The following is a 26,841-nucleotide window of genomic DNA, read 5'->3' as shown; positions in this document are numbered from 1 at the left end:
CCGGGCGCAAGCGTCCGCTTCAGCGCACCGCTGTCTGGCGCAGCCTTCCGCGCGCCGTGCGACGCAGCAGTTCCAGCCAGGCAATGGTGGCGGCCAGCATGGCGGCACTGGCGAGCAGCATGGGGACGCCTGGTGCCGCCAACCCCATCACGCCGCGGAAGAACGGCACGCCGATCACGCTCGCCAGCATCAGCGCCACGGCACCGAACATCCGCGGCAGCCAGGGGTTGCGCGCCGGCATGCGGCTCAGCGTCGGGCGGGACAGGTCGCGGTTGGCCAGGGTCAGCAGGAACAGCCCGACCACCAGCGCGACGAACACCGCGCTGCGGCAGGAGGCTGCGTCCAGGCCCTGGCTCAGCAGCAGGCCGTAGCCGAGCAGCAGGATGCCGGCGAAGCCGAGTCCCTGGATCACCGCGTAGCGCAGGTTGGCAACGGCGAACGGGGAGTCCGACGGTGCGCGCGGCGGTCGTCGCATGATGTCGTCGGCGGCGGGCTCGGCCTCGTACACCACCGAGCAGGCCGGGTCGATCAGCAGTTCCAGCAGCACGATGTGCACCGGCATCAGCAACACCGGCCAGTGCAGCAGGGTCGGCACCAGCGCCAGCGCGATGATCGGCATGTGCACGGCGAACACGAAGCGGGTGGCCTTGGTGATGTTGTCGTAGATGCGCCGGCCCTGGCGGATCGCGCCGACGATGCTGGCGAAGCTGTCGTCCAGCAGCACCAGCGCGGCCGCCTCGCGCGCCACGTCGGTGCCGCGCTCGCCCATCGCGATGCCGACGTCGGCGGCCTTCAGCGCGGGTGCGTCGTTGACGCCGTCGCCGGTCATCGCCACCACCTCGCCGCCTTCGCGCAGCAGCTGCACCAGGCGCAGTTTCTGCTCGGGCTTGAGCCGCGCGCACAGGTCGACGCAATGCAGGCGTTCGCGCAACGCGGCGTCGTCCAGTGCAGCCATTTCCACGCCGGTGACGACCTCGGCGCGCTCGCTCAAGCCCACCTCGCGCGCAATCGCCCGCGCGGTGGCCGGGTGGTCGCCGGTCATCATGATGATGCGGATGCCGGCGCTGCGGCATTCGGCGATCGCCGCCGGCACTTCCGGCCGTGGCGGGTCGACGAAGCCGAGCAGGCCGAGGAAGCGGAAATCGAAGTCGTGCTGGCTTTGCGGCCACGCTTCGCCGTGCCACTCGCCGCGGGCCACGCCGAGCACGCGCAGGCCGCGCTCGGCCATCCCCTCGACCTGGTGCAGGATGACCGCCGCGTCAGTGGCGGCCAGATGGCACAGGTCGATCACCGCTTCCGGCGCGCCCTTGGTCGCCAGCAGGTGCGTGCCGCGCGCGTCGCCGCGGAACACGTGAGTCATCGCCAGGATCTCCGGCGACAGCGCGTACTCGAATTCCGGCGCCCACTCGGCGTGCACGTGCTCGGTATCGGTGAGCCAGTGCAGCCCGAACTGCTGGATCGCCTTCTCCATCGGGTCGAACGGGTCGGCCGGCGTCGCCAGCATGGCGAACTCGACCAGCGCATGAAACGGCTCGGGCAGCTCGTGCGCGTCCTGGTCGTGCGTGCTGCCGTCGACCAGGCGCAGTTCGGCGACCTGCATGCGGTTCTGGGTCAGCGTGCCGGTCTTGTCCACCGCCAGCACCGAGATCGCGCCCAGCGCTTCCACCGCGGGCACGCGGCGCGTCAGCACCTTGTGCCTGGAGATCCGCCACGCGCCCAGCGCCAGGAACACGGTGAGGATCACCGGGATCTCTTCCGGCAGGATCGCCATGGTCAGCGCGATGCCGGCGAGCACGCTCTGGAGCAGGCCGTGGCCGTCCCACAGCCAGCCGAGCAACGCGTACGCCGCGGCCAGCAGCAGGCCGCCGACGGTGAGGTTGCGGATCAGCCGGCGCGAGGCCTGTTGCAGGCCGGACACCGGTTCGACGGTGTCAGCCAGCGCCTGACCGATGCGGCCGACTGCGGTGGCACTGGCGATGGCGCGGACCTCGGCGACGCCGACGCCCTTGGTCGCCACGGTGCTGGCGAACAGCTGGCCGGTATCCTCGCCGGGGAGCTTGGTGACCGGCACCGCCTCGCCGGTGAGCAGCGATTCGTTGACGTCGAGATGGCCGTCCAGCAGCACCGCGTCGGCGGCGATGCGATCGCCCTCGTGCAGCACCAGCAAGTCGCCTACCACCACTTCGCGGCCGGGAATGCGCTTTTCCTCGCCGCCGCGGATCACCAGTGCGCGCGGCGCGGACAGCTCGCGCAACGACTCCAGCGCCCGCTGGGTCTTGCGCTCCTGCGCCAGCGTGATGCCGATCACCACGAACACGAACGACAGCAGGAACGCCGCCTCGGCGCGGTCGCCCAACGCCAGATACAGGCCGCCGGCAACCAGCAGCATCAGGAACATCGGCTCGGTCAGCACGCCGCCGACGATCGCGAGCATGCTCCTGGGGGCGCTGCCCGGCAGCAGGTTCGGGCCGTGTGCCGCCAATCGGCGCGCCGCCTCGGCCGGGTCGAGGCCGCTGCGGGCGGGCGGCGCTGTCTTCCCGTTCACGCCGCGGCCCGCCGGCCGTTGCTCAACGGCAAACCAGCACCGGCACGTCGCCGTTCAAGATCACCTTGTGCGTCTCGCTGCCCAGCAACAGCCGGTCGAAGCCGCGCCAGCCGTGCGAGGCCATCACGATCAGGTCGCACTGCTGCTTGCGCGCGGCGCCGACGATGGCCGAGTAGGGACGCGCATCGATTTCGTGGCTGCCTTCGCAGGCAACGCCGGCGGCCTGCGCCCGCCCGCGCACGTCGGCCAGGTAGCGTTCGGCGTTGGCGATCGCCTCGCGGGTATAGCCCGGCTCGTTGGCCACGACGAACTCGGCGAAGTAGACCGAGGCGGGGAAGGGCGCGATGACGTGGAATGCGTATACGCGGGCGCCGAGTCTGGCAGCCAGTTCGATACCGGTGTCGACCGCCCGCAGCGACAGCTCGGACCCGTCGGTGGGCAGCAAAATGTGCTTGAACATGGTGGAGTCCTCCAGCAGTGGATGGTCAGTGGCAGGTGTAGCCGCCGTCGATGACCAGCTCGCTGCCGGTCACGAATTTCGATTCGTCGGACGCCAGGTAGACCACGCCCCAGGCGATGTCGTCCGGCTCGCCCATGTGGCCCAGCGGGTGCAGCGCGCCGACCTCGCGCCGGTGTTCGGCCGGGTCGCCGCCCATCGAGGCGATGTGCTGCTCCACCATCGGCGTCCAGATGAAGCCGGGATGGATCGAGTTGACCCGGATGCGGTCGGCAGCGTACAGCATCGCGTCGGTCTTGCTCATCAGCCGCACCGCGCCCTTGGACGCGTGGTAGGGCGGTGAATCCGGCGCGCCGACCAGGCCGTAGATCGACGACAGGTTGATGATGCTGCCGCCGCCGGCCGCGCGCAGCGGCGCGATCGCGTGCTTGGTGCAGAAGAACACGCCCTTCACGTTGATCGCCTGCACCCGGTCCCACTCGGCTTCGGTGATTTCGTGAGTCGGCTTGTTCGCGCCGGCGATGCCGGCGTTGTTGACCAGGACGTCCAGACGTCCAAACGCGGCGACCGTGCCGGCTATCGCCGCGGCCACCGCGGCCTCTACCGCCACGTCGGCGTGGAAATAGCGCGCGCCCTCGCCGAGTTCCGCGGCCAGCTGCTGGCCCGGCCCGTCCTGCATGTCGACCAGCGCCACTTTCGCGCCGGCTTCCAGCAGCCGGCGCGCGCAGGCGGCGCCGATGCCCACGGCGGCGCCGGTCACCAGTGCCACCTTGCCGCTCAGTCTGCCCATCGCCGTGTCTCCCGTGAAATATGGAAGCCAGCATGGGCCGGCTGCGGGTGGCCGGTGTTGACCATGGTCAAATCGGCCCGGCGGTGCCTGCGGCGGATTGGCGCGGCGTCAGGCGGAGGCTGTCCGGCGCAGCGGCGCGCAGCCGGTCTCGATGCTGTGGCGCAGCGACGCCTCGCTGTGCGAGCGGTCGATGCCGTGCGCGGTCAACCAGTGCGGGTCGAACAGGGTTTCGGCGTAGCGCTCGCCGCGATCGCACAGCAGGCTGACGATGCTGCCGCGCTGGCCTTCGGCGCGCATCGTGGCCGCCAGGGTCAGGCAGGCGACGAAGTTGGTGCCCGAGGAGCCGCCGTAGCGATGCCCGAACAGCTCGCCGAGCAGCCACGCGCCGGCGATGGAGGCTTCGTCCGGCACGCCGATCACGTGGTCCACCACCTCGAACACGAAGCCCGGCTCGACCCGCGGCCGGCCGATGCCTTCGATCAGGGTGGGGCGGCTGGCCACGGCGCTGCGGTCGTTGCTTTGCCAGCCGCACACGAAACCGCTGCCGACGGGGTCGGCGATGCACAGCCGGGTGTGCAGACGGCGATAGCGCAGGTAGCGGCCGATGGTGGCCGAGGTGCCGCCGGTGCCGGCACCGCAGACGATCCAGTGCGGCTCGGGCGAGCGCTCACGGGCGAGCTGGCCAATGATCGACTCGGCGATGTTGTTGTTGCCGCGCCAGTCGGTGGCGCGCTCGGCCAGGCCGAACTGATCCAGGTGACAGGCGCCGCGCGCCGCGTGCTCGGCGGCGCGCGCATGCACCTTGGCGGGGTCGTCCACCAGGTCGACCTCGCCGCCCAGCGCCTGCACGTCGCGGATTTTCCCCGGCGCGGTGCACGCCGGCATCACCGCGACGAAACGCAGGCCGAGCAGGCGCGCGAACCAGGCCTCGGAGATCGCGGTGCTGCCGGAGGAGGCGTCGACCACCGTCTGGTCCGGGCCGAGCCGGCCGTTGCACAGCGCGTACAGGTACAGCGAGCGCGCCAGCCGGTGCTTGAGGCTGCCGCTGGGATGGCTCGCCTCGTCCTTGAAGTAGAAGTCGATGCCGTGGAAGCCAGGGAAGTTGAGTTTCAGCAGGTGCGTATCGGCCGAGCGCGCGGCTTCCTGGGCCAGGCACTCGAGCGCTTCGTGGACCCAGCGCCGCCCGGCGTGGCGCAACGGATGGATGAGCGGGACGACACTGTTCACGCGGAGCCTCGACTTGCCATGGGTGGCGAAAGAACGCGAATGCCGACAATCGGCAGGGGACATGCTCGCGGCGGCGCGCGGCGGCGGCCCTGATGCAGGTCAACCGCGATGGCGGCGACGCGGGGCGGATTGTCACAGACCGGTGCAGCGGCTGCGCCGCCGGCACCGGTTGATGCAGGTCATGGCCGGCGCCGCCTGGGCGGCGGATGCTGGGCGTTGGTTCTTTCTCATGGCCAACGCGCATGCTTGCCTGGTATCCGTGGATCGTCCTGCTGCACCTGGCCTGCGCCATCGTGTTCGTCGGTGCGGTGGCGTTCGAGGTGATCGTGGTGGAGTCGCTGCACAAGCACTTCGACATCGTCACCATGCAGCGCATCGAGCAGGCGGTGATGGCGCGGGTACGGCGCTACATGCCGGTGGTGGTAGTGCTGCTGTTCGCCAGCGGTTTCATGCTGTTCGACATCCGCTGCGACGGCTTTGCCTGCGTCGGCTCGCGCTTCGGCAACTGGCTGCTGCTCAAGGTGGTACTGGCGTTTGGCGTACTGGGCGTGTTCGTCAACGCGATGTGGGCCATGCGCCACGGGAAGATGGATGTCTGCCGGTTCAAGCACACCCACCGCATCGTGCTGGCGCTGATGGTCGGCATCGTGTTTCTGGCCAAGACCATGTTCTACTTGTAGCCTTTCACAAAGCAGGAGTCGCACCATGTCCACAGTTACCCTCCACGGCAAGCCGGTTCGCGTCGACGGCAGCTTTCCCGCGGTCGGCGCGGCCGCACCGGCGTTTTCGCTGGTGGCGGGCGACCTTTCCGACGCCGGGCTGTCGCGTTTCGCCGGCAAGCGCAAGGTGCTCAACATCTTCCCCAGCGTCGACACGCCGACCTGCGCGGCCTCGGTGCGCCACTTCAACGAGGCCGCGGGCAAGCTCGACAACACCGTTGTGCTGTGCATTTCCGCCGACCTGCCGTTTGCGCAGAAGCGGTTCTGCGGCGCGGAAGGGCTGGACCAGGTGGTCAACCTGTCGATGATGCGCGGCCGCGCATTCCTCGCCGATTACGGCGTGGCGATCGCCGACGGCCCGCTGGCCGGCCTTGCCGCCCGGGCAGTGGTGGTGCTGGACGAGCACGACAAGGTGCTGCACACCGAGCTGGTGGGCGAGATCGGCGACGAGCCGGATTACGCCGCCGCGCTGAAAGCGCTGGGCTGAGCAGGACTTTCGCTTGCCTGTGAGTAGGGCGGGCACTGCCCGCCGAGGCTGGCCGCGCATCTTGTCGAAGAGCCGGCGGGCAATGCCCGCCCTACGCTGAATGCTGTAGCGCACCCTGTGCGCGATGCTCCTGGTAGACGTCGCGCAGAGGGTGCGCTCCTGCAATGGCCTTGCGCGAATCGGGGTGTGGCCGATCAGCGATGGATGCCGATCACAGGCACACCGAACGGCTTCGCTTCGGGATGCAGGCCCAGGCCGTACTTCAGGCTGCGGCCGATGCGCTGGGCGTACTCCAGCATGTGCTCGGCGTGGACCGGATCGAGTTCCTCGCCGCAGGTTTCACGCCACAGTGCCAGCCAGCGATCGAAATGCTCGGCGCGGATCGGGTGCGGGCGGTGTGCTGCCATCGGGTTGCCGCGATAGCTGCCCGCACGCAGCGCCACCGAACACCAGAACGAGGTCAGCAGGCGCTTGTGCTCGTCCCAGTCGTGCACGGCTGCATTGAACACCGGGCCGATCTCCGGATCGCGCCGCACCTTCTCGTAGAAGTGGTCGACCAGCGTGGCGATGGCGGTTTCGTTGAAGGGCTCGGCTGGGCTCATGTCGGGGCAGGGTGCACGAAACGGACGCATGACGCAGAAAAGGCGCACCCGGCCATCTCGGCCGGGCGCGCTGCCGTTGCGGCAAAGCTTACTTGCCGAGGCTCAGCGTGCCCTTCATCAGGGCGGCATGGCCGGGGAAGGTGCAGAAGAACGCGTACTGCTCGCCGGCCTTGAGCTTGGCCACGTTGATCGTGGCGGTGTCGCTCTCGCCGGCGCCGATCAGCTTGGTGTGGGCGATGATACGGCTGTCACCGGGCTTCTCGTAGCTGTTGGCCGCGCCGGCCTTCATGCCGTCGGCGACCACGCCGGCTTCATCCGAGGCGTGCGACAGCACCCAGTTGTGGCCCATCGCGGTGACCGGCAGCTTGCCGGTGTGCTTGAGCGTGACCTTGAAGGTCTTGCAGGTACTCGGCACGGTGATGGTCTTCTTGTTGAACTGCATCGCATCGCTGCCCTCGATGGTGGTGGCGCACTCGGCAGCCATCAGCGGAGTGGAGAGCAGCCCGAGCAGGGCAACGGCAATCAGTTTGCGCATGGTGTCGCTCCTTGGGGAAGATGAGAGAACGGAAGGATTCTGCGTGGGCAGCGAGCGTGGCACACTGATCTGGATCATGGTCACGGCAGCAGTTGCCGCGGACACTGTAGTTACCGCGGCGAGGCTGCGGAAGGAGGCATGATGACGCACGTCGTCACCGACAACTGCATCAACTGCAAGCACACCGACTGCGTCGAGGTGTGCCCGGTCGATTGCTTCCACGCCGGGCCCAATTTCCTGGTGATCGATCCCGACGAATGCATCGACTGCACGTTGTGCGTGGAGGAGTGTCCGGTCGGCGCGATCTTCCCCGAGCTCGACGTACCGGCCGGGCAGGAGATCTACATGTCGATCAATGCGGAGCTGGCGAAGGAATGGCCGGTGCTGACCAGCAAGATCCCGTCGATGGAAGACGCCGACAAGTGGGACGGCGTACCGAACAAGCTGCCGCTGCTCAAGCGCTGAGTCCACCCGGCACGTCGCCCTGCTGCGGGGGAGCAAAAAGGTTTATGGTAGGCGGGCGATGCGTTGACGGGGGAACCAGAACCACCGCATCGATCCGCGCGAGCCGGTTCGACACGCAGGGCGGGAGCGTTTCGCCGCCTTGTTGCGCCACAGGCTTGCGCGCACTCATCTTGCCGGAGGAGCGACGATGAACGAGGCAGCGCAACCCTTGACCGACGACGATACCGAACTGTCACCATGGTGGCTGCGAACGGTGGCGATCGTGCTGGTGTTCGGCTTTGCCGGATTGCTGGCGATCACCTCGCTGGCCTATCGCAACGCGCCACCGATTCCCGCGCAGGTGGTCGATGCCCAGGGCACGGCCCTGTTCAGCGGTGACGACATCCGCGACGGCCAGGCGGTCTTTCTCAAATACGGCCTGATGGACAACGGCAGCATCTGGGGACATGGCGCGTACCTCGGGCCGGATTACTCCGCCGAGGCACTGCACCGGCTGGGCGTGGACACCGCGGCGGCGATCGCCGGCAAGCAGTACGGCAAGCCTCCGGGCGAGCTGGATGCGCAGCAGCAGGCCGCGGTGCGTGGGCAGACGGCGGTGGTCCTGAAGACCAACCGCTACGATGCGCAAACCGGCGTGCTGCAGCTGACCGATGCCGAAGCCGTCGCCTACCGGCAGCAGATCGGCTACTGGACGGACTATTTCAAGGACCCGACGAAAAACGGGGGACTCAAGCCGGGCCTGATCAGCGATCCGGTGGAGTTGCACCAGTTCACCGCCTTCGTGACCTGGGCGGCGTGGGCCTCGGTGGCGACGCGGCCGGGCACGGAGGCGTCGTATACCAACAACTTCCCCTACGACCCCAGCGTCGGCAACGTGGCCACCGGCAGTGCCTTGCTGTGGAGCGCGCTGAGCCTGCTGGTGCTGCTGGCCGGCATCGCGACCGTGCTGCTGGCGTTCGGCAAGTTCGACTACCTGGGCTGGATCAGCCGCGGCCACCACGTGCACCCGCAGCTGTTGCCGGGGCAGGTCGGCGCGGGCCAGCGGGCGCTGATGAAGTTCTTCGTGGTGGTGGCCTTGCTGTTCCTGATGCAGACCCTGGTCGGCGGCGGCGTGGCCCACTTCCGCGCCGACCCGGGCAGTTTCTACGGCTTCCAGCTGGAGAACATCTTTCCCAGCAACCTGCTGCGCACCTGGCATCTGCAGACGGCGATCTTCTGGATCGCCACCGCGTATGTCGCCGCCGCCCTGTTCCTCGGCCGCTCGCTGCGTGCGCCGGATGACGAGCCGCGCTGGCTCGCCGGCTGGGTGCACCTGCTGTTTGCCGCCTTCGTGGTGGTGATCGGCGGCAGCCTGCTCGGCGTCTGGGCCGGCATCGAACAGAAGCTGGGCCATCTGTGGTTCTGGTTCGGCGACCAGGGCTGGGAGTACCTGGAACTGGGCCGGTTCTGGCAGTACCTGCTGGTGGTCGGCCTGTTGGCCTGGTTCGTCATCCTGTGGATGCTGGCACGCCCGCGTGCGGTGGCCAACGAGGCGGCACGCCCGCTGGCGAAGATGTTCATGTTCGCGGCCGTCGCCATTCCGGTGTTCTACGTGCCGGCGCTGTTCTTCGGCGCGAAGACCAACTACACGGTGGTCGATACCTGGCGCTTCTGGATCATCCACCTGTGGGTGGAAGGCTTCTTCGAGTTCTTCGCCACCACGGTGGTGGCGCTGACCTTCTACCAACTGGGCCTGACCCGACGCAACGTGGCGCTGCGGGTGATCTACCTGGACGCGATCCTGTATTTCCTCGGCGGCCTGATCGGCACCGGGCACCACTGGTACTTCACCGGCCACACGAACTTCAACATGGCCTTGTCGGCCCTGTTCTCGGTGCTCGAGGTGGTGCCGTTGACCCTGCTGACGCTGGATGCCTGGGATTTCGTGCGTACCACCCGCGGCGACTGCGCCGTGTGCGGCAAGTCGGTCAGGGTGCCGCACAAGTGGACGTTCTACTTCCTGATGGCGGTGGGCTTCTGGAACTTCGTCGGCGCGGGCATGTTCGGCTTCTTCCTCAACCTGCCGATCGTCAGCTACTACGAAGTGGGCACCCAGGTCACGCCGACCCATGGCCATGCGGCACTGATGGGCGTGTTCGGCATGCTGGCGATCGCGCTGATGGTGTTCTGCCTGCGCCAGGTCAGCAGCGACGCGCGCTGGCCGGGCATCGAGAAGTACGTCAAGGTGGCCTTCTGGGGGACCAATATCGGCCTGATGCTGATGATCCTGATGAGCCTGTTCCCAAGCGGGGTGATGCAGCTGTGGGACGTGGTCGAGCACGGCTACTGGCACGCGCGCAGCGTGGAGTACATGGCCACGTCGCGTTCGCACCTGGTGGAGTGGCTGCGCCTGCCCGGCGACCTGATCTTCATCGGCTTCGGCGCGATTCCGCTGGTGATCGCCTCGGTCAAGGGCTGGCTCGGCGTGCGGGCGGACGCCCGGGCACAAGCGCGCTGAGCCGCCGCCGCACATGAAAAAGCCCGCGCCGACGATGTCGGCGCGGGCCTCGCGGATTGCGTGGGAGGCGACTACTTCGCGACGACGCGCACCATCTCCAGGCACTTGTTGGAGTAGCCCCACTCGTTGTCGTACCAGCTGACCAGCTTGACGAAGCTGTCGTCCAGCGCGATGCCGGCGTCGGCGTCGAAGATCGAGGTGCGCGCGTCGCCGCGGAAATCGGTGGCCACCACCTTCTCCTCGGTGTAGCCCAGGATGCCCTTCAGCGCGCCTTCGCTCTGCGCCTTCATCTCGGCCTTGATTTCCTCGTAGGTCGCCGGCTTCTCCAGCTCCACCGTGAGATCGACCACCGACACGTCGGAGGTCGGCACGCGGAAGCTCATGCCGGTGAGCTTCTTGTTGAGCTCGGGGATCACCACGCCGACCGCCTTGGCCGCGCCGGTGGAGGAAGGGATGATGTTCTCCAGGATGCCGCGGCCGCCGCGCCAGTCCTTGTTGCTCGGGCCGTCGACGGTCTTCTGCGTCGCGGTGGCGGCGTGCACGGTGGTCATCAGGCCGCGCTTGATACCCCATTTGTCGTTGAGCACCTTGGCCACCGGCGCCAGGCAGTTGGTGGTGCAGCTGGCGTTGGAGATGATCGCCTCGCCCTTGTAGGTCTTGTCGTTGACGCCGTAGACGAACATCGGCGTGGCGTCCTTCGACGGCGCGGACAGGATCACCTTCTTCGCGCCGGCGTCGATGTGTTTCTGCGCCGATTCCTTGGTCAGGAACAGGCCGGTGGATTCGATCACCACTTCGGCGTTCACCTCGTTCCACTTCAGGTTGGCCGGGTCGCGCTCCTGGGTCAGGCGGATGCGCTTGCCGTTGACCACCAGGTGGTTGCCGTCGACCTCCACGTCGCCATCGAAGCGGCCGTGCACGGAGTCGTGCTTCAGCATGTAGGCCAGGTAATCGGGCTCCAGCAGGTCGTTGATCGCCACGATCTCGATGTCGTTGCCGAAGTTCTCCACGGCGGCGCGCAGCACGTTGCGACCGATGCGGCCGAAGCCGTTGATGCCGACCTTGATGGTCATGAGGGAACGTCCTCCTGAAGGATGCCGCGAGCGCGGCGGAAAGAACGCCGATTTTACCGCCATTTCCGGGTGCCTGCCTGCCCCGCGGGCCGTGGTGCGCGCCGGCGGCGGCAAAAAGCCGCAGTGCTCTGTGGCAGACTGCGGCCATCCCTCCCTTGCCGGAATGACTCGCATGAGCTTCGCCCGTCGCGCCACCACCGCCGTGCTCGCCTGCCTGCTGGTTACGCCGGCGCTGGCGTGGGGGCCGCTCGGCCACAGCGTGGTCGCCGAGCTGGCGCAGCGGCACTTGAGCCCCGCTGCGGAAGCCGAGGTCCAGCGCCTGCTGGCGCCGGAGCATACCGATTCGCTGGGCGACGTCGCCAACTGGGCCGACCAGATGCAGGACGATCCGGCCATGGCGAATCTGTGGAAGCAGACACGCAGCCAGCACTACATCAATTTCCGCGGTGGCCCCTCGTGCGACTACGTGCCGCCGCGCGATTGCCGCGACGGTCGCTGCGTGGTGGCGGCGCTGCAGTACTACGTGGGTGTGCTGGGCGACCGCAGCAAGCCGGACGCCGTGCGCCGCCGGGCGCTGAAGTTCGTGGTGCATTTCGTCGGCGACGTCCACCAGCCCTTGCATGCCGGCTATCGCGAGGACAAGGGCGGCAACACCTATCAGGTGCAGTTCGACGGCAAGGGCAGCAACCTGCACCGGGTGTGGGACTCCGGCATGCTCTACACCCGTGGTCTGGATTGGCAGCAGTACGCGCAGCGCCTGGATTCGGCGGTGCCGGTGCCGTTGCCGGCGCCGAGTGCGCCGCTGGACAACCCCTACGCGCAGTGGGCGCAGGAGTCGTGCCGGATCTCCGCCGAGGCCGGCTTCTACCCCGTCGGCCACAAGATCACCCCGGGCTACGTGTCGACCTGGCTGCCTGTGGCCGACCGCCGCCTGCGCGAAGCCGGCCGTCGCCTCGCGCAAGTGCTCAACCTGGCGCTCGGCGCCGGTTCCGCTGCGCGTTGAGCGTGGACCGGCGGCGCGGCGTGACGATTCTGCTAGGCTCAGCTGATGCTCATTTCCAAAATCCGCCGCACCAAGATCGTCGCCACCCTCGGCCCGGCCACTGACGCACCGGGCGCGCTGCGCAAGCTCATCGACGAAGGCGTCGACGTCGTGCGCCTCAACCTCTCGCACGGCGCGCCCGATGATCACCGCGCCCGCGCGCGGGCGGTGCGCGAAGCGGCCGAGGCTGCGGGCCGCGAGGTCGGCGTGCTGGCCGATCTGCAGGGGCCGAAGATCCGCATCGAGACCTTCGCCGACGGCCCGGTGCAGCTGGTCGAAGGTGCCAGCTTCGTGCTCGATTGCCGCCCCGGCGTGCCGCCCGGCGACGCCACCCGCGTGGGCGTGAGCTATTACGGCTTGCCCGATGACGTGAGCGCCGGTGACGTGCTGTTGCTGGACGACGGCCTGGTGGGGCTCACCGTGCGCGAGGTGGTCGGCAGCGAAGTGCGCTGCGAGGTGCTGGTGGCCGGCAAGCTGTCCAACCGCAAGGGGCTCAACCGGCAGGGCGGCGGGCTTTCCGTCGACGCGCTGTCGGACAAGGACAAGGCGGACATCCAGCTGGCCGCCGAGATCGGCGCGGATTTCCTCGCCGTGTCCTTCGTGCGTTCGGCCGACGACATGCACCAGGCCCGCCGCCTGCTCAAGCTGGCCGGCGGGCGTGCCGCGCTGGTGGCCAAGATCGAGCGCGCCGACGCCATCCCGGTACTGGGCGAGATCATCGACGCCTCCGACGTGGTGATGGTGGCGCGCGGCGACCTGGGCGTGGAGATCGGCGATGCCGAGCTGCCCGGCCTGCAGAAGAAGATCATCCGCGAGGCAGTGCAGCGCAATCGCGCGGTGATCACCGCCACCCAGATGCTGCAGTCGATGGTGCGCTCGCCGATCCCGACCCGCGCCGAAGTGCTCGACGTGGCCAATGCCGTGATCGACGGCACCGATGCGGTGATGCTGTCGGAGGAAACCGCCGCCGGCGCGCATCCGGACAAGGCGGTGGCCGCGATGACGCGGATCTGCCTCGGCGCCGAGCGCCAGTTCGAGCCCAAGGACGACCTCTCCGCCGGCGGCCACCGGCTCGACCGCACCGACCAGGCGATCGCGCTGGCCGCGATGATGCTGGCCGGCCAGCTCGGCGTGCGGGCGATCGTGGCATTGACCGAATCCGGCGCCACCGCGCAATGGCTGTCGCGCTACCGCAGCGCGGTGCCGATCTACGGCATGTCGCCGTCGGCCTCCGCACGGCGGCGCATGCAGCTGCTGCGCGACGTGCAGCCGGTGGAGTTCAGCCACGGCGAGAAGCAGAGCATGGCCGCTTCCACCCGCGCCGCGGTGCGCCTGCTGTTCGAACAGGACAGGCTGGTCCAGGGTGACAGCGTGGTGATCACCTACGGCGACCGCGTCGGCCACGTCGGCGGCACCAACACGCTGAAGCTGCTCGCAGTCGGCCCCGACGGCACCATCGACAGCCTGCGCGACCTGTGAAGCCTGAACCGGCCGCGTCGCCGCGACATCGTTGACGCTGGCGCGGCGTGCAGGCAGCTACACTGTGGCCATCGACACGTTGCCGGAGCCTGCCATGAACACCCCGTTTTCCTCCGTGTGCCGCGGCGTGCTGTTCGCGCTCGCCCTGGGCGCCGCCGCGCCGGTGCTGGCGCAGACGGTCAAGATCGACCAGCAGGACTTGTACCGCTACTGGATCCTGCTCAACACCCAGGTGCAGATGGATGCGCCCAACAGCGGCCTCAACCTGGACAAGCCCGGTTGCGTGGCGGTGACCTACACCATCGGTTCCGATGGCGTGCCGATGGACGTGCAGGTGGCCAAGGTGGAGCCGAAGAGCGACCTCGGCCCGATGGCGCGCAGCGCAGTGGCCAATTTCCGCTACGGCCCGTCGCTGAACAACAACATCCACCAGCCGGTGGCCACGTATTACATCGTGGTGTTCAACGGTCCCAAGGACCCGGCCGCGCGCGCCCAGCTGATGGCCCCGTGCAAGCTGCCCGGCTACCCGGCCTGAGCTGAGCCGGCAGTGCCTGCGGGGTGCGGCGTCGTTTCGGCCCGTCGTGGCCCCGATCTGGCCTATAATCGGCGTTTTTCACCATGCCGCTTCGTTCTCGAGGCGGCGCCCACCATGGGTGGCCGGGCATCGCCCCCACCATCGCGGAGTCACCAATGAGCATTGAAGATCTCGAAAGCGTCGCCCTGGCGATGGTTGCGCCCGGCAAGGGCATCATCGCGATCGACGAGTCGACCAACACCATCCGCAAGCGCTTCGAGGCCGTCGGCATCGAGAACACCGAGGAGAACCGGCGCGCCTACCGCGAGTTGCTGCTGACCACGCCGGGCCTGTCCGAGCACATCTCCGGCGCGATCCTGTTCGACGAGACGATCCGCCAGTCCACCAAGGACGGCGTGCCGTTCACCCAGGTGATGAAGAAGAACGGCATCATCCCCGGCATCAAGGTCGACAAGGGCCCGCAGCCGCTGGCCGGTTTCCCCGGCGACGTGGTCACCGAAGGCCTCGACGGCCTGCGCGAACGCCTGCAGGAATACGCGAAGCTGGGCGCCCAGTTCGCCAAGTGGCGCGCGGTGATCAACATCTCCGAGGAAAACCCCAGCTCCACCGCGATCGAGGCGAACTGCCACGTGCTGGCTCGTTACGCCGCGCTGTGCCAGGAGGCCGGCCTGGTGCCGATGGTCGAGCCCGAAGTGATCATGGACGGCGACCACACCATCGAAGTCAGCTACGAAGTGCACGAAGCCGTGCTGCGTAGCCTGTTCAATGCGCTGTACGAGCAGAACGTGATGCTGGAAGGCACCATCCTGAAGGTCAGCATGGTCATCCCCGGCAAGGATTGCGAGGAGCAGGCCGAGGTCGGTGAAGTAGCCGAGGCCACCGTGCGCGTGCTCAAGTCCACCGTGCCGGCAGCGCTGCCGGGCATCGTGTTCCTTTCCGGTGGCCAGAGCGACCAGCAGTCCACTGCACACCTCAACGCGATGAACCAGATCGGCCCGCACCCTTGGCCGCTGTCGTTCTCCTACGGCCGCGCGATGCAGCAGGCCGCGCTGCAGTTGTGGTCGAAGGACCTGAAGGGCAATGTCGCCGACGCGCAGAAGATCGTTCACGCCCGCGCCAGGGACAATGGCCTGGCGGCGCTGGGGCAGTGGAACGGCTGATTGCCTTTCAGGCGGGGAATAGGGAATAGGGAACAGGGAATCGGCAGAGAAGAAAAGGGCGCCTTGCGGCGCCCTTTTTTGCGTCACGCGATGGAGTTCAGAAGCGGTACTCGGCGCTCACCGTGTAGATGCGGTTACCGATGTCCAAGCCCTGCTTGGAGATGCTGTAGTAATCGAAGTTGGCGCCGATGCTCCAGCTCTTGTTGATGTCGTAGCCAGTGCCCACGCCTGCGTACCAGCCCAGCGACTGCTTGCTGGCCTTCTCGTTGAAGGGGTCGGCCGGGTCGCTGGACTGCAACTTGGCGTGCAGCTTCCACATGAAGGCGCCGCCGCGCGCGGAGATGTACCAGGCGTCGGTCGGGTTGAAGTGACCGTTGATGCCTGCGGTCCAGCCGTCACCCGAGAGTTTGGCGTAGGTGGTGCCATCGCGGCTGCTGATGCTGCCGAGGTCGGTGTAGCCCGCCTCGAAGCCGATGAACTGGGTGCGGTAGCCGGCGTTGAGAATGACGGCCGTGCCGTGTTCGCTGCCGAGGTCGTAGTTGTCCAACGTGGCGTGGTAGCTCACGCGACCGGCGCCGAGGTTGACGAAACCGCCGGTGAGATCCTTTGCCTGCACGCTGGCCGTGGCCAACGTCGCACCGGCCAGAGCGGCCAGCGTCAAGAGTGAGTTTTTCATTTGAAATCCCCTGTTGTGGTGTTTCCCGATCTTTCCTGTCGCAGTCCTGCGCGTCGGGACGCAAGGCGCCAACCACGTATTTTATATGTGGCGCAGTTCGCATAAAGAAAGAGAGCGCCCTCAGGCGCCCTCTTCTTGTAGGTGAACATCCCGACGCGATGTCGGAATCAACCTCTGCGGATCAGAAGCGGTATTCGGCGCTGGCCGAGACCATGTCCGTGCTGAGGTTCACGTGGTCCTTGCTGGCGTCGAAGTAGTCGTAGTTCACGCCCACGCTGAGCTGCGGGGTGATGTTGTAGCCGATGCCTGCGCCGGCGTACCAGCTGTTGTCGTCCAGGCTCTTGCGGATCGGGTTCACGTCGTTGTTCATGCCGTGACCGGTCCAGCTGTACAGGCCCGCGCGACCGCTGAGGTACCAGTTCGGGGTCATGTCCAGCCGGGCGTTGGCGCCCACCGTCCAGCCGTGCAGCTGCGACTTGTTGTCGGCGATCACCGGGTCGCTGTTGAAGATGTTCTTGGCGTGGATGTTGCCCAGGTCGTTGTAGCCCACCTCGGCGCCCAGCGCGAAGTTCGGCGCCAGCGACCAACGGTAGCCGCCGTTCAGGGCATAGCCGGTGTCATGGCCGTCGTACGGCCCATGGTTGATCGCGGTGCGGCCGATGTTGCCGTTGACGAACCAGCCGGCGTTGTCGGCGGGCGCGTTCTGCGCGAAGGCGGCGGGGACGGCCACCAGGCCGGCAGAGACGAGAGCGAGGGCGAGCAGTGTTTTCTTGGTTTTCATGGATGAGGCTCCAATGGTCAGGACAGTTGGCCCCGGATGGGGAGGGCCGTTTGTCGAATGCGCCCCGCCCAAGACGGGCGGCGACACGAAGACTTAGATGGGTGGTGCCCCGAAAGATTCAATACTCATTAGTTCAGTATTAAGCGCAGATTAAGCCGGCCGAATGCGGGCCGTGCCCAGGGCCGTGTCCGGCGCGCGACACCGCGCGACCGGATCGGCGACAATGGACGCTTTTGCACCCTCCGGAGACGCCTGATGACCACCCGCCGCGAACTCGCCAACGCCGTGCGAGCCCTTGCCATGGACGCCGTGGAAGCGGCCAAGTCCGGTCATCCGGGCATGCCGATGGGCATGGCCGACCTCGCCGAGGTGCTGTGGAACGACTTCCTGCAGTTCAATCCGGCCAACCCGAAGTGGCCCAACCGCGACCGCTTCGTGCTGTCCAACGGCCACGGCTCGATGCTGCAGTACGCGCTGCTGCACCTGACCGGCTTCGACCTGCCGATGGACCAGCTCAAGCGCTTCCGCCAGCTGCATTCGAAGACCGCCGGCCACCCGGAAGCCAGCGAAACGCCGGGCGTGGAGACCACCACCGGTCCGCTCGGCCAGGGCCTGGCGAATGCGGTCGGCTTCGCGCTGGCCGAGAAGGTACTGGCGGCGCATTTCAACCGTCCGGGCCACGATGTGGTCGATCACCACACCTACGCCTTCCTCGGCGACGGCTGCCTGATGGAAGGCATCTCGCACGAAGCTGCCTCGCTGGCCGGCACCTGGGGCTTGGGCAAGCTGGTGGCGATCTACGACGACAACGGCATCTCGATCGACGGCGAAGTGCACGGCTGGTTCACCGACGACACCCCGGCGCGCTTCGAGGCGTACGGCTGGAACGTGATCCGCGGCGTGGACGGGCACGATGCCGAGGCGATCAAACAGGCGATCGCCAAGGCCACCACGCAGCACGACAAGCCCACCCTGATCTGCGCGAAAACCGTCATCGGCTTCGGTGCGCCGCACAAGCAGGGCAAGGAGGAAAGCCACGGCGCGCCGCTGGGCAAGGACGAGATCGCCGCCGCGCGCGAGCAGCTGGGCTGGAAGTACGCACCGTTCGAGATCCCGGCCGAGATCTATGCCGGTTGGGATCACAAGGCCAAGGGCGCCGCCGCGGAGCAGGCGTGGAACGACGTGTTCGCGAGGTACGCCTCCGCCCATCCGGAGCTGGCTGCCGAATTCGACCGCCGCATGAGCGGCGAGCTGCCGGCCGACTGGGCCGCGAAGTCGCAGGCGTTCATCGACAAGCTGCAGGCCGACGGTCCCGAAGTGGCCTCGCGCAAGGCTTCGCAGATGAGCATCGAAGCGTTCGCGCCGCTGCTGCCGGAGCTGATCGGCGGCTCGGCCGACCTGGCCGGCTCCAACCTGACCAAGTGGAAGGGCAGCCTCGACGCCGCCACCGGCGACAGCGCGGACGGCAAGGGCAACTACGTCTATTACGGCGTGCGCGAGTTCGGCATGACCGCGATCGCCAACGGCGTGGCGCTGCATGGCGGCTTCATCCCGTACGACGCGACGTTCCTGGTGTTCTCCGACTACGCGCGCAATGCGGTGCGCATGAGTGCGCTGATCCCGGCCCATGCGATCCACGTTTACACGCACGACTCGATCGGCCTGGGCGAGGACGGCCCGACCCATCAGCCGGTGGAGCACATGGCGAGCCTGCGCTACATCCCGAACAACCAGCTGTGGCGTCCGTGCGATGCGGTGGAATCGGCGGCGTCGTGGAAGGCGGCGATCGAGCGCAAGGGCGCGCCGTCGTGCCTGATCTTCTCGCGGCAGAACCTCAGGCACCAGCAGCGCAGCGCACAGCAGGTGGCCGACATCCTGCGCGGCGGCTACGTGCTGTCCGATCCGCTGGACACGAAGTTCCAGGCGATCCTGATCGCCACCGGTTCGGAAGTGGAACTGGCGATGGAGGCGTCGCGCGCGCTGGCGCAGCAGGGCGTGGCCGTGCGCGTGGTGTCGATGCCGTGCACCGAGGTGTTCGACGCGCAGCCGCTGGAATACCGCGAAGGCGTGCTGCCGCTCTGGTGCCGCGCGCGCGTGGCGGTGGAAGCGGCCACCGCCGATTTCTGGCGCAAGTACGTGGGCCTGGACGGCGAAGTGGTCGGCATGACCACGTTCGGCGCCTCGGCGCCGGCGCCGCAGCTGTTCGAGCACTTCGGCTTCACCGTGGCGCACGTGGTCGACGCGGTGAAGCGCGTCGTCAAATAAGGCTACTCGCGGTCGCCTCCCGGTGATCGCGGGAATGCCTGTGCGAGCGCCTCATTCGGTAGGGCGGGCACTGCCCGCCGTTCTGCCTTATCCAGCGACCGAAACAAAAGCCGGCGGGCGGTGCCCGCCCTACGGAGCGGCCGCCGGGATTTCCAGCAAGGCGGCCAGTTCGTCCGGCGTTGCCGCAATGGCGTGGGCGCCGGCCTGTTCCAGTTCCGCGCGGCTGCCGAAGCCCCAGAGCACACCGAAGCCACGCACGCGGTTGGCGACGGCGCCGTCGATGTCGAAGTGGCGGTCGCCGATCATCACCGTGTCGGCCGGGTCGGCGCCGAAGTCGGCCAGTGCCTCGCTGATCATCGTGGCCTTCTCGCTGTGCGCGCTGTCCGGGTGCGGGCCGTACAGGCGCAGGAACGCGTCGCCGAACGGCAGGTGGGCGAGGATCGGCGCGGCGTGGCGGTGCGGCTTGCTGGTGACCACGGCGAGCTGGTGGCCGGCGCCGCGCAGCCGCTCGATCAGCAGCTCGATGCCCGGATAGATCTCGTGCTCGCGCCAGCCGAGCGTGTTGAAGCGCTCGTGGTAGTACGCCACCGCCGCCTCGATGCGTTCGGCGTCGTGGTCCAGGAGCGGCGCGAAGCTGTGCCGCAGCGGCGGGCCGATCCAGCGGCGCAGTTCCGCATGTGCCGGCGCCGGCACGTCCAGCCGCGCCAGCGCATGCTTCACGCAGGCGGTGATGCCGTGCTCGGAATCGATCAGGGTGCCGTCGAGGTCGAACAGGCAGAGCATTACTTCGCGGCTCGCGCCTTCAGTGCGGTGACCGCCGGCAGTTCCTTGCCTTCGAGGAATTCCAGGAACGCGCCGCCGCCGGTGGAGATGTAGGAGACCTGGTCGGCGATGCCGTACTTGTCGACCGCGGCCAGGGTGTCGCCGCCGCCGGCGATCGAGAACGCGTTCGACGCCGCGATCGCGCGCGCCAGCGTTTCGGTGCCCTTGCCGAACGCGTCGAACTCGAACACGCCGACCGGGCCGTTCCACACCACGGTGCCGGCCTTGGCGATCAGGGCGGCGTAGAGTTCGGCGGTCTGCGGGCCGATGTCGAGGATCATCTCGTCCGCACCGACCTGGTCGACCGGCTTGATCGTGGCCGGGGCCTGCGCGGAGAACGCCGGCGCCACCACCACGTCGATCGGCATCGGCACTTCGGCGCCGCGTCGTTTGGCGTCGGCCAGCACCTTCTTCGCCGCGTCGAGCAGATCCATCTCCACCAGCGAGTTGCCGACCGAGTGTCCCATCGCGGCGATGAAGGTGTTGGCGATGCCGCCGCCGACGATGAGCTGGTCGACCTTGCCGATCAGGTTGTCCAGCAGGGTCAGCTTGGTCGACACCTTGGAGCCGGCCACGATCGCCAGCAGCGGATGCGCCGGGTGCTCCAGCGCCTTGCCCAGCGCATCCAGCTCGGCGCACAGCAACGGGCCGGCGGCGGCGACCGGGGCGTACCTGATCACGCCGTGGGTCGAGGCTTGTGCGCGATGCGCGGTGCCGAACGCGTCCATCACGAAGATGTCGCACAGCGCGGCATATTTCTTCGCCAGCGTGTCGTCGTCCTTGCCCTCGCCGACGTTCATGCGGCAGTTTTCCAGCAGCACCACCTCGCCGGCGGCCACCTCCACCCCGTTGACCAGGTAGTCGGCCACCAGCCGCACCGGCTGGTCGAGTTTGCTGCTCAGCCACAGCGCCACCGGCGCCAGCGAGGATTCGGCGTCGAACTGGCCTTCCTTGGGCCGGCCCAGGTGCGACATCACCATCACCTTCGCGCCGGCGTCGCGGGCGGCCAGGATCGTCGGGAGGGCGGCGTCGAGGCGCTGGGTCGAGGTGATCCGGCCCTGTTCGTCGATCGGCACGTTGAGATCTTCGCGGATCAGCACGCGCTGGTTGCGCAGGTCGAGGTCGCTCATGCGGATGACGGACACGGCACAACTCCGTTGGATGGTGGGGGCTAGCCAGAACCGGCTGCAACCGCCTATTGTCCGGTGGCCGCGGCAGTGATGCAAACGCGGCCTGGCGAGGCACGCCGGGCCGACGACACGCGGGCGCGCGCAACGGCTGCACTTGTGGCTAAACTGCAGGCTATCCACGCAGGGGGGGACCGCTCATGGCGACCGGCTTGGTGCTCTACAGCTACTGGCGTTCCAGTGCTGCCTATCGCGTGCGCATCGCGCTGAACCTCAAGGGCCTGGACTACGAGACGCGTCCGGTGCACCTCGTGCGCGACGGCGGCGAGCAGCACACGGCGCAATACCAGGCGCTGAACCCGCTCGAATCCGTGCCGGTGCTGTGCGACGGCGACCGCGTGCTGACCCAGTCGCTGGCGATCATGGAATATCTGGACGAGATGCACCCGGAGCTGGAAACCGCGCTGCTGCCGGTCGACGCCCGCGGCCGCGCCCAGGTGCGCGCGCTGGCCATGGCGGTGTGCTGCGACATTCACCCGCTGGGCAACCTGCGCGTGCTGCAGCATCTGGAGAAGGAGTTCGGCGCCAGCGAGGAGCAGCGGGCAGCCTGGTCGCGGCACTGGATCGATGCCGGCTTCAAGGCGATCGAGGCCATGCTGGCGGAGAGCGCCGCCACCGGCCGCTACTGCCACGGCGAAACCCCGAGCATGGCCGATGCCTGCCTGATCCCGCAGGTCTACAACGCCATTCGCTGGAAACTGCCGCTCGACGACTACCCCACCATTACGCGCATCCACGCCGCCTGCAACGAGCTGGAAGCGTTTCAGCGTGCGGCGCCGGAGGCGCAACCCGACGCACCGTAAGCCGGGAATAGGGAATGGGGAATAGGGAATAGGAACTGCAAGAGCAGGAGCCGCGCTCCGCGCTTGGTTTTTCCGATTCCCGATTCCCGATTCCCGATTCCCGATTCCCTATTCCCTATTCCCGGCCCTTCAGAACCCCATCCCGTACGGGTCGTTGCCGGCCAGTTCGGCGCTGCTGTTGCCGCCTTCGGCGAGGCGGATCTTGAGGGCGAGGCCATCGCGGGAGTCGGATTTGCTGAGGGCCTCGTCCAGTTCCACGCGGCCTTCCTTGTACAGCTTGTACAGCGACTGGTCGAAGGTCTGCATGCCTTCCTGCAGGCTGCGATCCATGGCGTCCTTGATCTCGTGGATCTGGCCGCGGCGAATCATGTCGCGGATCAGCGGCGTGTTCAGCAGCACCTCGGCGGCCGGGATGCGGCGGCCGTCCTTGCCGATCACCAGGCGCTGGCTGATCACCGCGCGCAGGTTCAGCGCCAGGTTCATCAGCACGTTCTTGTGCGCCGATTCGGGGAAGAAGTTGAGGATGCGCTCCAGCGTCTGGTCGGAGTTGTTGGAGTGCAGCGTGGCCAGGCACAGGTGGCCGGTCTCGGAGAAGGCAATGGCCGCCTCCATCGTGTCGGTGTCGCGGATCTCGCCGATCATGATCACGTCCGGCGCCTCGCGCATCGCGTTCTTCAGCGCCTCGTGGTAGCTGTGCGTGTCCAGCCCGACCTCGCGCTGGTTGACGATCGAGCGCTTGTGCCGGTGCAGGTATTCGATCGGGTCCTCGATGGTGAGGATGTGCCCGGGCGACTGCGAGTTGCGCTGGTCGATCATCGCCGCCAGCGTGGTCGACTTGCCCGAGCCGGTGGCGCCCACCACCAGGATCAGTCCGCGCGGCTCCATGATCAGGTCGCGGAAGATCGGCGGCAGCTGCAGCTGCTCGATCGAGGGGATCTCGCTCTTGATCGCGCGGATCACCATGCCCACTTCGCCGCGCTGCTTGAAGACGTTGATGCGGAAGCGGCCGGCTTCCTTCACCGCCAATGCCATGTTCAGTTCGAGGTTGCGCTCGAACTGCGGCACTTGGCCCTCGTCCATCAGCGAATAGGCGATCTTCTTGACCATGCCGCTCGGCAGGCCGGTATTGCCCAGCGGATAAAGCTTGCCCTCGACCTTGATGTTCACCGGGGCACCGGTGGACAGGAACATGTCCGACGCGCCCTTGTCTACCATGAGCTTGAGGAAGTAGCCGATGTCCACGTTTTACCCCTGGGTTCCCGATGTACATTGCATTGCACGATTATGCCTGCCCACAATACGCTGCAACACACCATGAGGACTGTGATGTACTTCTTTTCCCCATCGGCCGCGCTCGCGCGCCGCATGCGCGCGGCGGCCACCATGCTGGCGCTGACCCTGGCCGTGGCCGGTTGCGCCACGGCGCCGCCGCCGAATGACGCGATGAACCTGGCCCAATACCAGCTGCAGGCCGCCCGTGACGCCGGCGCGGCGGATTACGCGCCGGTCGACCTCGGTTTCGCGCAGGACAAGTTCCAGCAGGCGCAGGAGGCGATGGCGGCGCGCAAGTTTGCCGATGCCGCGAACCTCGCCGAGGAATCCGGCGCCGATGCCGAGCTGGCGCGGGTCAAGGCGCGGCTGGGCGCGGCCCGTGCCGAGATGCAGGGCAAGCTGCAGGAAAACACCCGCCTGCGCAGCGAGGGCGAGCAACTGGCCGCCCGGCAGCAGCAGATGGAACAGGCGATCCCGGCACCCGCCGCCGACTCTTCCGCGCCGTTGCCGGTGGGCGACATGCCGGCGCCTTCGGCCTCGGTGCTCTCCGCGCCGGTCGACGGCACGCCGATCCCCGGCAATGACGATCCCGCGGCCGCCAGCAGCATTCCCGGAGGCCAGCCATGAAGCGCCTTGCCCAACTGCTCGCTGGCGCAGGCCTGGCGCTGGCCCTGGTCGGTGCCGCGCAGGCACGCCAGGACGACATCGACATCAACCGCCTGCGCGGCAGCCTGGACCAGCTTGCCAACGATCCCGGCCTCGGCCATTACGCCCTGTCCGAACAGGCGCGAGCCCGCGAGGCGATCCGCGCGCTGGAGGAGGCCGGACGTGGCGACCGGCCGCATGCCTTGTACCTCGCCGAGCGCCGCGTCGACCTGGCCAAGACCGCCGCGCAGTTGCAGGACGCCCAGGTCAAGCTGAACCAGCTCGATCGCGAACACGACCAGATCCTGCTCGCCAACAGCCGCCGCGAGGCGGACATGGCCCGGCTGGAGCTGGCCCGGCAGCGCCTGCAGAACCAGTTGGCGCAGGAGGAGGCCGCGCGCCTGCAGCAGCAGGGCATCGAATATTCGCAGCAGGCCGAGCAGGCGCGGGCCGAAGCCGAGCGGGCCAAGAAGCTGGCCGCGGCACAGAGCAAGGTGGCGCGGGCGGCCCGCCGCGAGGCGGCGCTGGCGGCGCAGGCGGCCAAGGCGATGCGCGCGCAGATGGACGATGGAAATACCCCGCCACCGGCTCCCGCCGAGCAGAAAAAGCCCACCCGCAAGCACTCCGCGGGGCACTGAAACGGCGCCGGGCGGCGCTTTGCCGCGGCGCCTCCACGGGCTGCGGCCAGCCGCCGCCCAATGCCTGCAAAACACTGTTTTGACAGGTATTTAATGCACCGGCCGAAGTGTGATCCGACGCCTTGCACCGGCCAGATCGGCGGAGTAGGGTCAAAGCCCCGGGAGGCATCCAGGCCACCGGGGTCAACGACCTGAATCATGCGCCCATCCCACGTTCAGATCCCCACCTGCGTTCCGGTTGACCGGCGTGGGTCGCGGGTGTGCGCCGATTCAGCTGTCGGCGGTCCGCCAACGTGGCGGCAACCGTCCGTTCACTCGCAGGAGGTCGGATCATGTTCGAAAACCAGCAGCGCGATGATGTCGAGGCATTGATGAAGGCGGACGCGGAGTTCCGCCGGCTTTATCAGCACCATCGGGAGCTCGACAGCAAGGTGCACGACGCCGATATCGGCGTGCTTCCCATCGACGACGCCACCCTCGCCGGCATGAAGAAGGAGAAACTGCTGGCCAAGGCGCGGCTTGAACGCATGTGGGCCGACAGGGCGCACCTCATCCACTGACGCAACGGTTCGCTGGCGCGGCCCCGGGTCTTCCCTGAAACAGTCATCGGGAAGATTGCCGGGGCCGCAGCGTATCCGGCGGCTCGGTTATCATGGGGGTTCTGCGGCCACGGCTTTGCGCCGACGCCGCCACGCCAGCGACGGAGCCCCCATGACGGTTCACCAGAGTGTCCTCGAACTGATCGGACACACCCCGATGGTTCGCGCGAGGCGCCTCGATACGGGTGCGTGCGAATTGTTCCTGAAACTCGAGAGCGCCAACCCCGGCGGCTCGATCAAGGACCGCATCGGCCTGTCGATGATCGAGGGCGCCGAGAAGGACGGCCGCATCCGCCCGGGCGACATCCTGGTCGAGGGCACCGCCGGCAACACCGGCCTGGGCCTGGCCCTGGTCGCGCAGCAGAAAGGCTACCGGCTGATCCTGGTGGTGCCGGACAAGATGAGCCGCGAGAAGATCTTCAACCTCAAGGCGATGGGCGCCGAAGTGGTGCTGACCCGCTCCGACGTGGCCAAGGGACACCCCGAGTACTACCAGGACATGGCCGAGCGGATCGCCCGCGAAACGCCCGGCGCGTACTTCATCAACCAGTTCGGCAACCCCGACAACCCGGCCGCGCACATCGCCAGCACCGGGCCGGAAATCCTCGAACAGATGGACGGCAAGGTGGATGCGGTGGTGGTCGGCTGCGGCTCGTCCGGCACGCTGAGCGGGCTGTCGAAGTTCTTCGCCGAACACTCGCCGCAGACCGAGCTGATCCTGGCCGATCCGGTCGGCTCGATCCTGGCGCAGTACATCAACGAGGGCACGCTCTCGACCAAGTCGGCGAGCTGGATGGTCGAAGGCATCGGCGAGGATTTCCTGCCCTCGATCAGCGACTTCACCCGGGTGAAGAAGGCCTACGCGATCTCCGACAAGGAGAGCTTCCTGACCGCGCGCGAGCTGCTGGCGAAGGAAGGCATCCTGGGCGGCTCGTCGACCGGCACCCTGCTTGCCGCGGCGCTGCGCTACTGCCGCGAACAGACCACCCCGAAACGCGTGGTGACCCTGGTCTGCGACACCGGCAACAAGTATCTGTCCAAGCTCTACAACGACTACTGGATGCTCGACAACGGCTTCATCGAGCGCGAGCAGCACGGCGACCTGCGCGACCTTCTGCTGCGCCCGTTCGCCCAGCGCGACACCGTGGTGGTCGGCCCCAACGAGCTGCTGATCACCGCCTACAACCGCATGAAGCTGTACGACGTGTCGCAGTTGCCGGTGATGGACGGCCGCAAGCTGGTCGGCATCGTCGACGAGTCCGACGTGCTGATGCACGTGCACGCCGACGAGACGCGCTTCCGCGACCCGGTGTCCACCGCGATGATCGCCGACCTGCACCGGCTCGACGTGCGCTCGCCGATCGAATCGCTGCTGCCGGTGTTCGAGCGCGGCCACGTGGCCATCGTGGTCGACGGCGACGATTTCCTCGGCCTGATCACCCGCATCGACCTGCTGAACTGGCTGCGCCGCAAGGTGAATTGACCGGCCGCGCCAGGCACTTTCAAAACAGCCCGGGGCGACCCGGGCCAGAACCGAAGG

The 26,841-nt window shown here is 67.7% G+C and carries 26 protein-coding genes; 14 read left to right on the top strand and 12 right to left on the bottom strand.

The features are described from left to right. Nucleotides 1–19: 19 nt before the first annotated feature. The 4 genes from ACVCMC_RS10300 to ACVCMC_RS10285 form a co-directional block, all read right to left on the bottom strand. Complete coding sequence (locus ACVCMC_RS10300) at nt 20–2,545, bottom strand: cation-translocating P-type ATPase (protein ID WP_447097194.1); 2,526 nt, start codon at nt 2,543–2,545, stop codon at nt 20–22. Between the two features lie 22 nt (nt 2,546–2,567). Beyond that, nucleotides 2,568–3,005, bottom strand: a complete 438-nt coding sequence (locus ACVCMC_RS10295; protein WP_395116436.1) for a universal stress protein — start codon at nt 3,003–3,005, stop codon at nt 2,568–2,570. A 25-nt stretch (nt 3,006–3,030) separates the two neighbouring features. Then, on the bottom strand, nt 3,031–3,792 hold the full coding sequence (locus tag ACVCMC_RS10290) for a glucose 1-dehydrogenase (protein WP_447097193.1): 762 nt from the start codon (nt 3,790–3,792) through the stop codon (nt 3,031–3,033). Nucleotides 3,793–3,900: 108 nt separating this feature from the next. Beyond that, nucleotides 3,901–5,019 (bottom strand): PLP-dependent cysteine synthase family protein, encoded by a 1,119-nt coding sequence (locus ACVCMC_RS10285; protein ID WP_447097192.1) that lies wholly within the window; start codon nt 5,017–5,019, stop codon nt 3,901–3,903. A 242-nt stretch (nt 5,020–5,261) separates the two neighbouring features. On the opposite strand from ACVCMC_RS10285, the gene ACVCMC_RS10280 reads away from it, so the two are divergent. Further along, nucleotides 5,262–5,699 carry a CopD family copper resistance protein gene (locus ACVCMC_RS10280; RefSeq protein ID WP_395116442.1) on the top strand — a complete coding sequence of 146 codons (438 nt, stop codon included), beginning with the start codon at nt 5,262–5,264 and terminating at the stop codon, nt 5,697–5,699. Between the two features lie 25 nt (nt 5,700–5,724). Further along, nucleotides 5,725–6,225, top strand: coding sequence for a thiol peroxidase (gene tpx, locus ACVCMC_RS10275; protein WP_395116444.1), 501 nt, complete (start codon nt 5,725–5,727; stop codon nt 6,223–6,225). A gap of 194 nt (nt 6,226–6,419) precedes the next feature. Here tpx and ACVCMC_RS10270 read toward each other — a convergent pair whose 3' ends face one another. Both ACVCMC_RS10270 and azu read right to left on the bottom strand, forming a co-directional pair. Then, nucleotides 6,420–6,827, bottom strand: a complete 408-nt coding sequence (locus ACVCMC_RS10270; protein WP_395116446.1) for a group III truncated hemoglobin — start codon at nt 6,825–6,827, stop codon at nt 6,420–6,422. An 88-nt stretch (nt 6,828–6,915) separates the two neighbouring features. Then, on the bottom strand, nt 6,916–7,362 hold the full coding sequence (azu, locus tag ACVCMC_RS10265; protein WP_395116448.1) for an azurin: 447 nt from the start codon (nt 7,360–7,362) through the stop codon (nt 6,916–6,918). Nucleotides 7,363–7,503: 141 nt separating this feature from the next. On the opposite strand from azu, the gene fdxA reads away from it, so the two are divergent. Further along, the gene (fdxA, locus tag ACVCMC_RS10260; RefSeq protein ID WP_395121338.1) at nt 7,504–7,827 is read left to right on the top strand and encodes a ferredoxin FdxA; all 324 of its coding nucleotides are present in this window, start codon (nt 7,504–7,506) and stop codon (nt 7,825–7,827) included. A 187-nt stretch (nt 7,828–8,014) separates the two neighbouring features. Beyond that, the gene (locus ACVCMC_RS10255; protein WP_395116450.1) at nt 8,015–10,324 is read left to right on the top strand and encodes a nitric-oxide reductase large subunit; all 2,310 of its coding nucleotides are present in this window, start codon (nt 8,015–8,017) and stop codon (nt 10,322–10,324) included. A gap of 71 nt (nt 10,325–10,395) precedes the next feature. On the opposite strand, the gene gap is transcribed toward ACVCMC_RS10255, so the two are convergent. Then, on the bottom strand, nt 10,396–11,397 hold the full coding sequence (gene gap / locus ACVCMC_RS10250) for a type I glyceraldehyde-3-phosphate dehydrogenase (protein ID WP_395116452.1): 1,002 nt from the start codon (nt 11,395–11,397) through the stop codon (nt 10,396–10,398). A 172-nt stretch (nt 11,398–11,569) separates the two neighbouring features. Here gap and ACVCMC_RS10245 point away from each other — a divergent pair, with 172 nt between their 5' ends. From ACVCMC_RS10245 to ACVCMC_RS10230, 4 genes are all read left to right on the top strand, one after another. Continuing rightward, nucleotides 11,570–12,400, top strand: coding sequence for a S1/P1 nuclease (locus ACVCMC_RS10245; protein WP_447097191.1), 831 nt, complete (start codon nt 11,570–11,572; stop codon nt 12,398–12,400). A gap of 45 nt (nt 12,401–12,445) precedes the next feature. Further along, entirely contained in the window at nt 12,446–13,918 is a 1,473-nt protein-coding gene (gene pyk / locus ACVCMC_RS10240; protein ID WP_395116456.1) for a pyruvate kinase, read from the top strand. A gap of 94 nt (nt 13,919–14,012) precedes the next feature. Then, the gene (locus ACVCMC_RS10235; RefSeq protein ID WP_447097190.1) at nt 14,013–14,453 is read left to right on the top strand and encodes an energy transducer TonB; all 441 of its coding nucleotides are present in this window, start codon (nt 14,013–14,015) and stop codon (nt 14,451–14,453) included. A gap of 155 nt (nt 14,454–14,608) precedes the next feature. Then, nucleotides 14,609–15,613 carry a class I fructose-bisphosphate aldolase gene (locus ACVCMC_RS10230; RefSeq protein WP_447097189.1) on the top strand — a complete coding sequence of 335 codons (1,005 nt, stop codon included), beginning with the start codon at nt 14,609–14,611 and terminating at the stop codon, nt 15,611–15,613. A 97-nt stretch (nt 15,614–15,710) separates the two neighbouring features. Here ACVCMC_RS10230 and ACVCMC_RS10225 read toward each other — a convergent pair whose 3' ends face one another. Further along, a complete protein-coding gene (locus ACVCMC_RS10225; RefSeq protein WP_447097188.1) occupies nt 15,711–16,289 on the bottom strand; it encodes an outer membrane protein in 579 nt (192 codons plus the stop codon). Between the two features lie 181 nt (nt 16,290–16,470). Further along, nucleotides 16,471–17,070 (bottom strand): outer membrane protein, encoded by a 600-nt coding sequence (locus ACVCMC_RS10220; protein WP_395116464.1) that lies wholly within the window; start codon nt 17,068–17,070, stop codon nt 16,471–16,473. 255 nt (nt 17,071–17,325) lie between these two features. Between ACVCMC_RS10220 and tkt the strand changes: the two genes are divergently transcribed. Then, nucleotides 17,326–19,335: a transketolase gene (gene tkt, locus ACVCMC_RS10215; RefSeq protein WP_447097187.1), complete on the top strand. Its 2,010-nt coding sequence runs from the start codon at nt 17,326–17,328 to the stop codon at nt 19,333–19,335. Between the two features lie 129 nt (nt 19,336–19,464). On the opposite strand, the gene ACVCMC_RS10210 is transcribed toward tkt, so the two are convergent. Together ACVCMC_RS10210 and ACVCMC_RS10205 are read right to left on the bottom strand one after the other, a co-directional pair. After that, nucleotides 19,465–20,118, bottom strand: a complete 654-nt coding sequence (locus ACVCMC_RS10210; RefSeq protein ID WP_447097186.1) for an HAD hydrolase-like protein — start codon at nt 20,116–20,118, stop codon at nt 19,465–19,467. Continuing rightward, nucleotides 20,118–21,302 carry a phosphoglycerate kinase gene (locus ACVCMC_RS10205; protein WP_395116470.1) on the bottom strand — a complete coding sequence of 395 codons (1,185 nt, stop codon included), beginning with the start codon at nt 21,300–21,302 and terminating at the stop codon, nt 20,118–20,120. The genes ACVCMC_RS10210 and ACVCMC_RS10205 overlap by 1 nt, the downstream gene beginning before the upstream one ends. Nucleotides 21,303–21,484: 182 nt before the next feature. On the opposite strand from ACVCMC_RS10205, the gene maiA reads away from it, so the two are divergent. Further along, on the top strand, nt 21,485–22,147 hold the full coding sequence (gene maiA / locus ACVCMC_RS10200; protein ID WP_395116473.1) for a maleylacetoacetate isomerase: 663 nt from the start codon (nt 21,485–21,487) through the stop codon (nt 22,145–22,147). A gap of 129 nt (nt 22,148–22,276) precedes the next feature. Here maiA and ACVCMC_RS10195 read toward each other — a convergent pair whose 3' ends face one another. Then, on the bottom strand, nt 22,277–23,389 hold the full coding sequence (locus tag ACVCMC_RS10195) for a PilT/PilU family type 4a pilus ATPase (RefSeq protein ID WP_395116475.1): 1,113 nt from the start codon (nt 23,387–23,389) through the stop codon (nt 22,277–22,279). A gap of 72 nt (nt 23,390–23,461) precedes the next feature. Here ACVCMC_RS10195 and ACVCMC_RS10190 point away from each other — a divergent pair, with 72 nt between their 5' ends. The 4 genes from ACVCMC_RS10190 (at nt 23,462) to ACVCMC_RS10175 (ending at nt 26,784) form a co-directional block, all read left to right on the top strand. Beyond that, nucleotides 23,462–24,046, top strand: coding sequence for a DUF4398 domain-containing protein (locus ACVCMC_RS10190; RefSeq protein ID WP_395116477.1), 585 nt, complete (start codon nt 23,462–23,464; stop codon nt 24,044–24,046). Further along, nucleotides 24,043–24,702, top strand: coding sequence for a hypothetical protein (locus ACVCMC_RS10185; RefSeq protein ID WP_395116479.1), 660 nt, complete (start codon nt 24,043–24,045; stop codon nt 24,700–24,702). The genes ACVCMC_RS10190 and ACVCMC_RS10185 overlap by 4 nt, the downstream gene beginning before the upstream one ends. A 332-nt stretch (nt 24,703–25,034) precedes the next feature. Next, the gene (locus ACVCMC_RS10180) at nt 25,035–25,262 is read left to right on the top strand and encodes a YdcH family protein (RefSeq protein ID WP_136257589.1); all 228 of its coding nucleotides are present in this window, start codon (nt 25,035–25,037) and stop codon (nt 25,260–25,262) included. 151 nt (nt 25,263–25,413) lie between these two features. Further along, nucleotides 25,414–26,784 carry a pyridoxal-phosphate dependent enzyme gene (locus tag ACVCMC_RS10175; protein ID WP_447097185.1) on the top strand — a complete coding sequence of 457 codons (1,371 nt, stop codon included), beginning with the start codon at nt 25,414–25,416 and terminating at the stop codon, nt 26,782–26,784. Nucleotides 26,785–26,841 lie beyond the last annotated feature (57 nt).

The organism is Rhodanobacter sp. UC4452_H20, assembly GCF_052978205.1.
The sequence above is the reverse complement of the archived record's forward strand: the minus strand, read 5'-3'. Positions and strand labels throughout refer to the sequence as shown.

Bases quoted from the DNA above. Each gene is read 5' to 3' on its own strand.
- ACVCMC_RS10295 (WP_395116436.1), bottom strand. From the start codon at position 3,005: ATGTTCAAGCACATTTTGCTGCCCACCGACGGGTCCGAGCTGTCGCTG.
- ACVCMC_RS10290 (WP_447097193.1), bottom strand. From the start codon at position 3,792: ATGGGCAGACTGAGCGGCAAGGTGGCACTGGTGACCGGCGCCGCCGTG.
- ACVCMC_RS10280 (WP_395116442.1), top strand. From the start codon at position 5,262: ATGCTTGCCTGGTATCCGTGGATCGTCCTGCTGCACCTGGCCTGCGCC.
- tpx (WP_395116444.1), top strand. From the start codon at position 5,725: ATGTCCACAGTTACCCTCCACGGCAAGCCGGTTCGCGTCGACGGCAGC.
- ACVCMC_RS10270 (WP_395116446.1), bottom strand. From the start codon at position 6,827: ATGAGCCCAGCCGAGCCCTTCAACGAAACCGCCATCGCCACGCTGGTC.
- azu (WP_395116448.1), bottom strand. From the start codon at position 7,362: ATGCGCAAACTGATTGCCGTTGCCCTGCTCGGGCTGCTCTCCACTCCG.
- fdxA (WP_395121338.1), top strand. From the start codon at position 7,504: ATGACGCACGTCGTCACCGACAACTGCATCAACTGCAAGCACACCGAC.
- ACVCMC_RS10255 (WP_395116450.1), top strand. From the start codon at position 8,015: ATGAACGAGGCAGCGCAACCCTTGACCGACGACGATACCGAACTGTCA.
- gap (WP_395116452.1), bottom strand. From the start codon at position 11,397: ATGACCATCAAGGTCGGCATCAACGGCTTCGGCCGCATCGGTCGCAAC.
- ACVCMC_RS10245 (WP_447097191.1), top strand. From the start codon at position 11,570: ATGAGCTTCGCCCGTCGCGCCACCACCGCCGTGCTCGCCTGCCTGCTG.
- pyk (WP_395116456.1), top strand. From the start codon at position 12,446: ATGCTCATTTCCAAAATCCGCCGCACCAAGATCGTCGCCACCCTCGGC.
- ACVCMC_RS10235 (WP_447097190.1), top strand. From the start codon at position 14,013: ATGAACACCCCGTTTTCCTCCGTGTGCCGCGGCGTGCTGTTCGCGCTC.
- ACVCMC_RS10230 (WP_447097189.1), top strand. From the start codon at position 14,609: ATGAGCATTGAAGATCTCGAAAGCGTCGCCCTGGCGATGGTTGCGCCC.
- ACVCMC_RS10225 (WP_447097188.1), bottom strand. From the start codon at position 16,289: ATGAAAAACTCACTCTTGACGCTGGCCGCTCTGGCCGGTGCGACGTTG.
- ACVCMC_RS10220 (WP_395116464.1), bottom strand. From the start codon at position 17,070: ATGAAAACCAAGAAAACACTGCTCGCCCTCGCTCTCGTCTCTGCCGGC.
- tkt (WP_447097187.1), top strand. From the start codon at position 17,326: ATGACCACCCGCCGCGAACTCGCCAACGCCGTGCGAGCCCTTGCCATG.
- ACVCMC_RS10210 (WP_447097186.1), bottom strand. From the start codon at position 20,118: ATGCTCTGCCTGTTCGACCTCGACGGCACCCTGATCGATTCCGAGCAC.
- maiA (WP_395116473.1), top strand. From the start codon at position 21,485: ATGGCGACCGGCTTGGTGCTCTACAGCTACTGGCGTTCCAGTGCTGCC.
- ACVCMC_RS10190 (WP_395116477.1), top strand. From the start codon at position 23,462: ATGAGGACTGTGATGTACTTCTTTTCCCCATCGGCCGCGCTCGCGCGC.
- ACVCMC_RS10185 (WP_395116479.1), top strand. From the start codon at position 24,043: ATGAAGCGCCTTGCCCAACTGCTCGCTGGCGCAGGCCTGGCGCTGGCC.
- ACVCMC_RS10180 (WP_136257589.1), top strand. From the start codon at position 25,035: ATGTTCGAAAACCAGCAGCGCGATGATGTCGAGGCATTGATGAAGGCG.
- ACVCMC_RS10175 (WP_447097185.1), top strand. From the start codon at position 25,414: ATGACGGTTCACCAGAGTGTCCTCGAACTGATCGGACACACCCCGATG.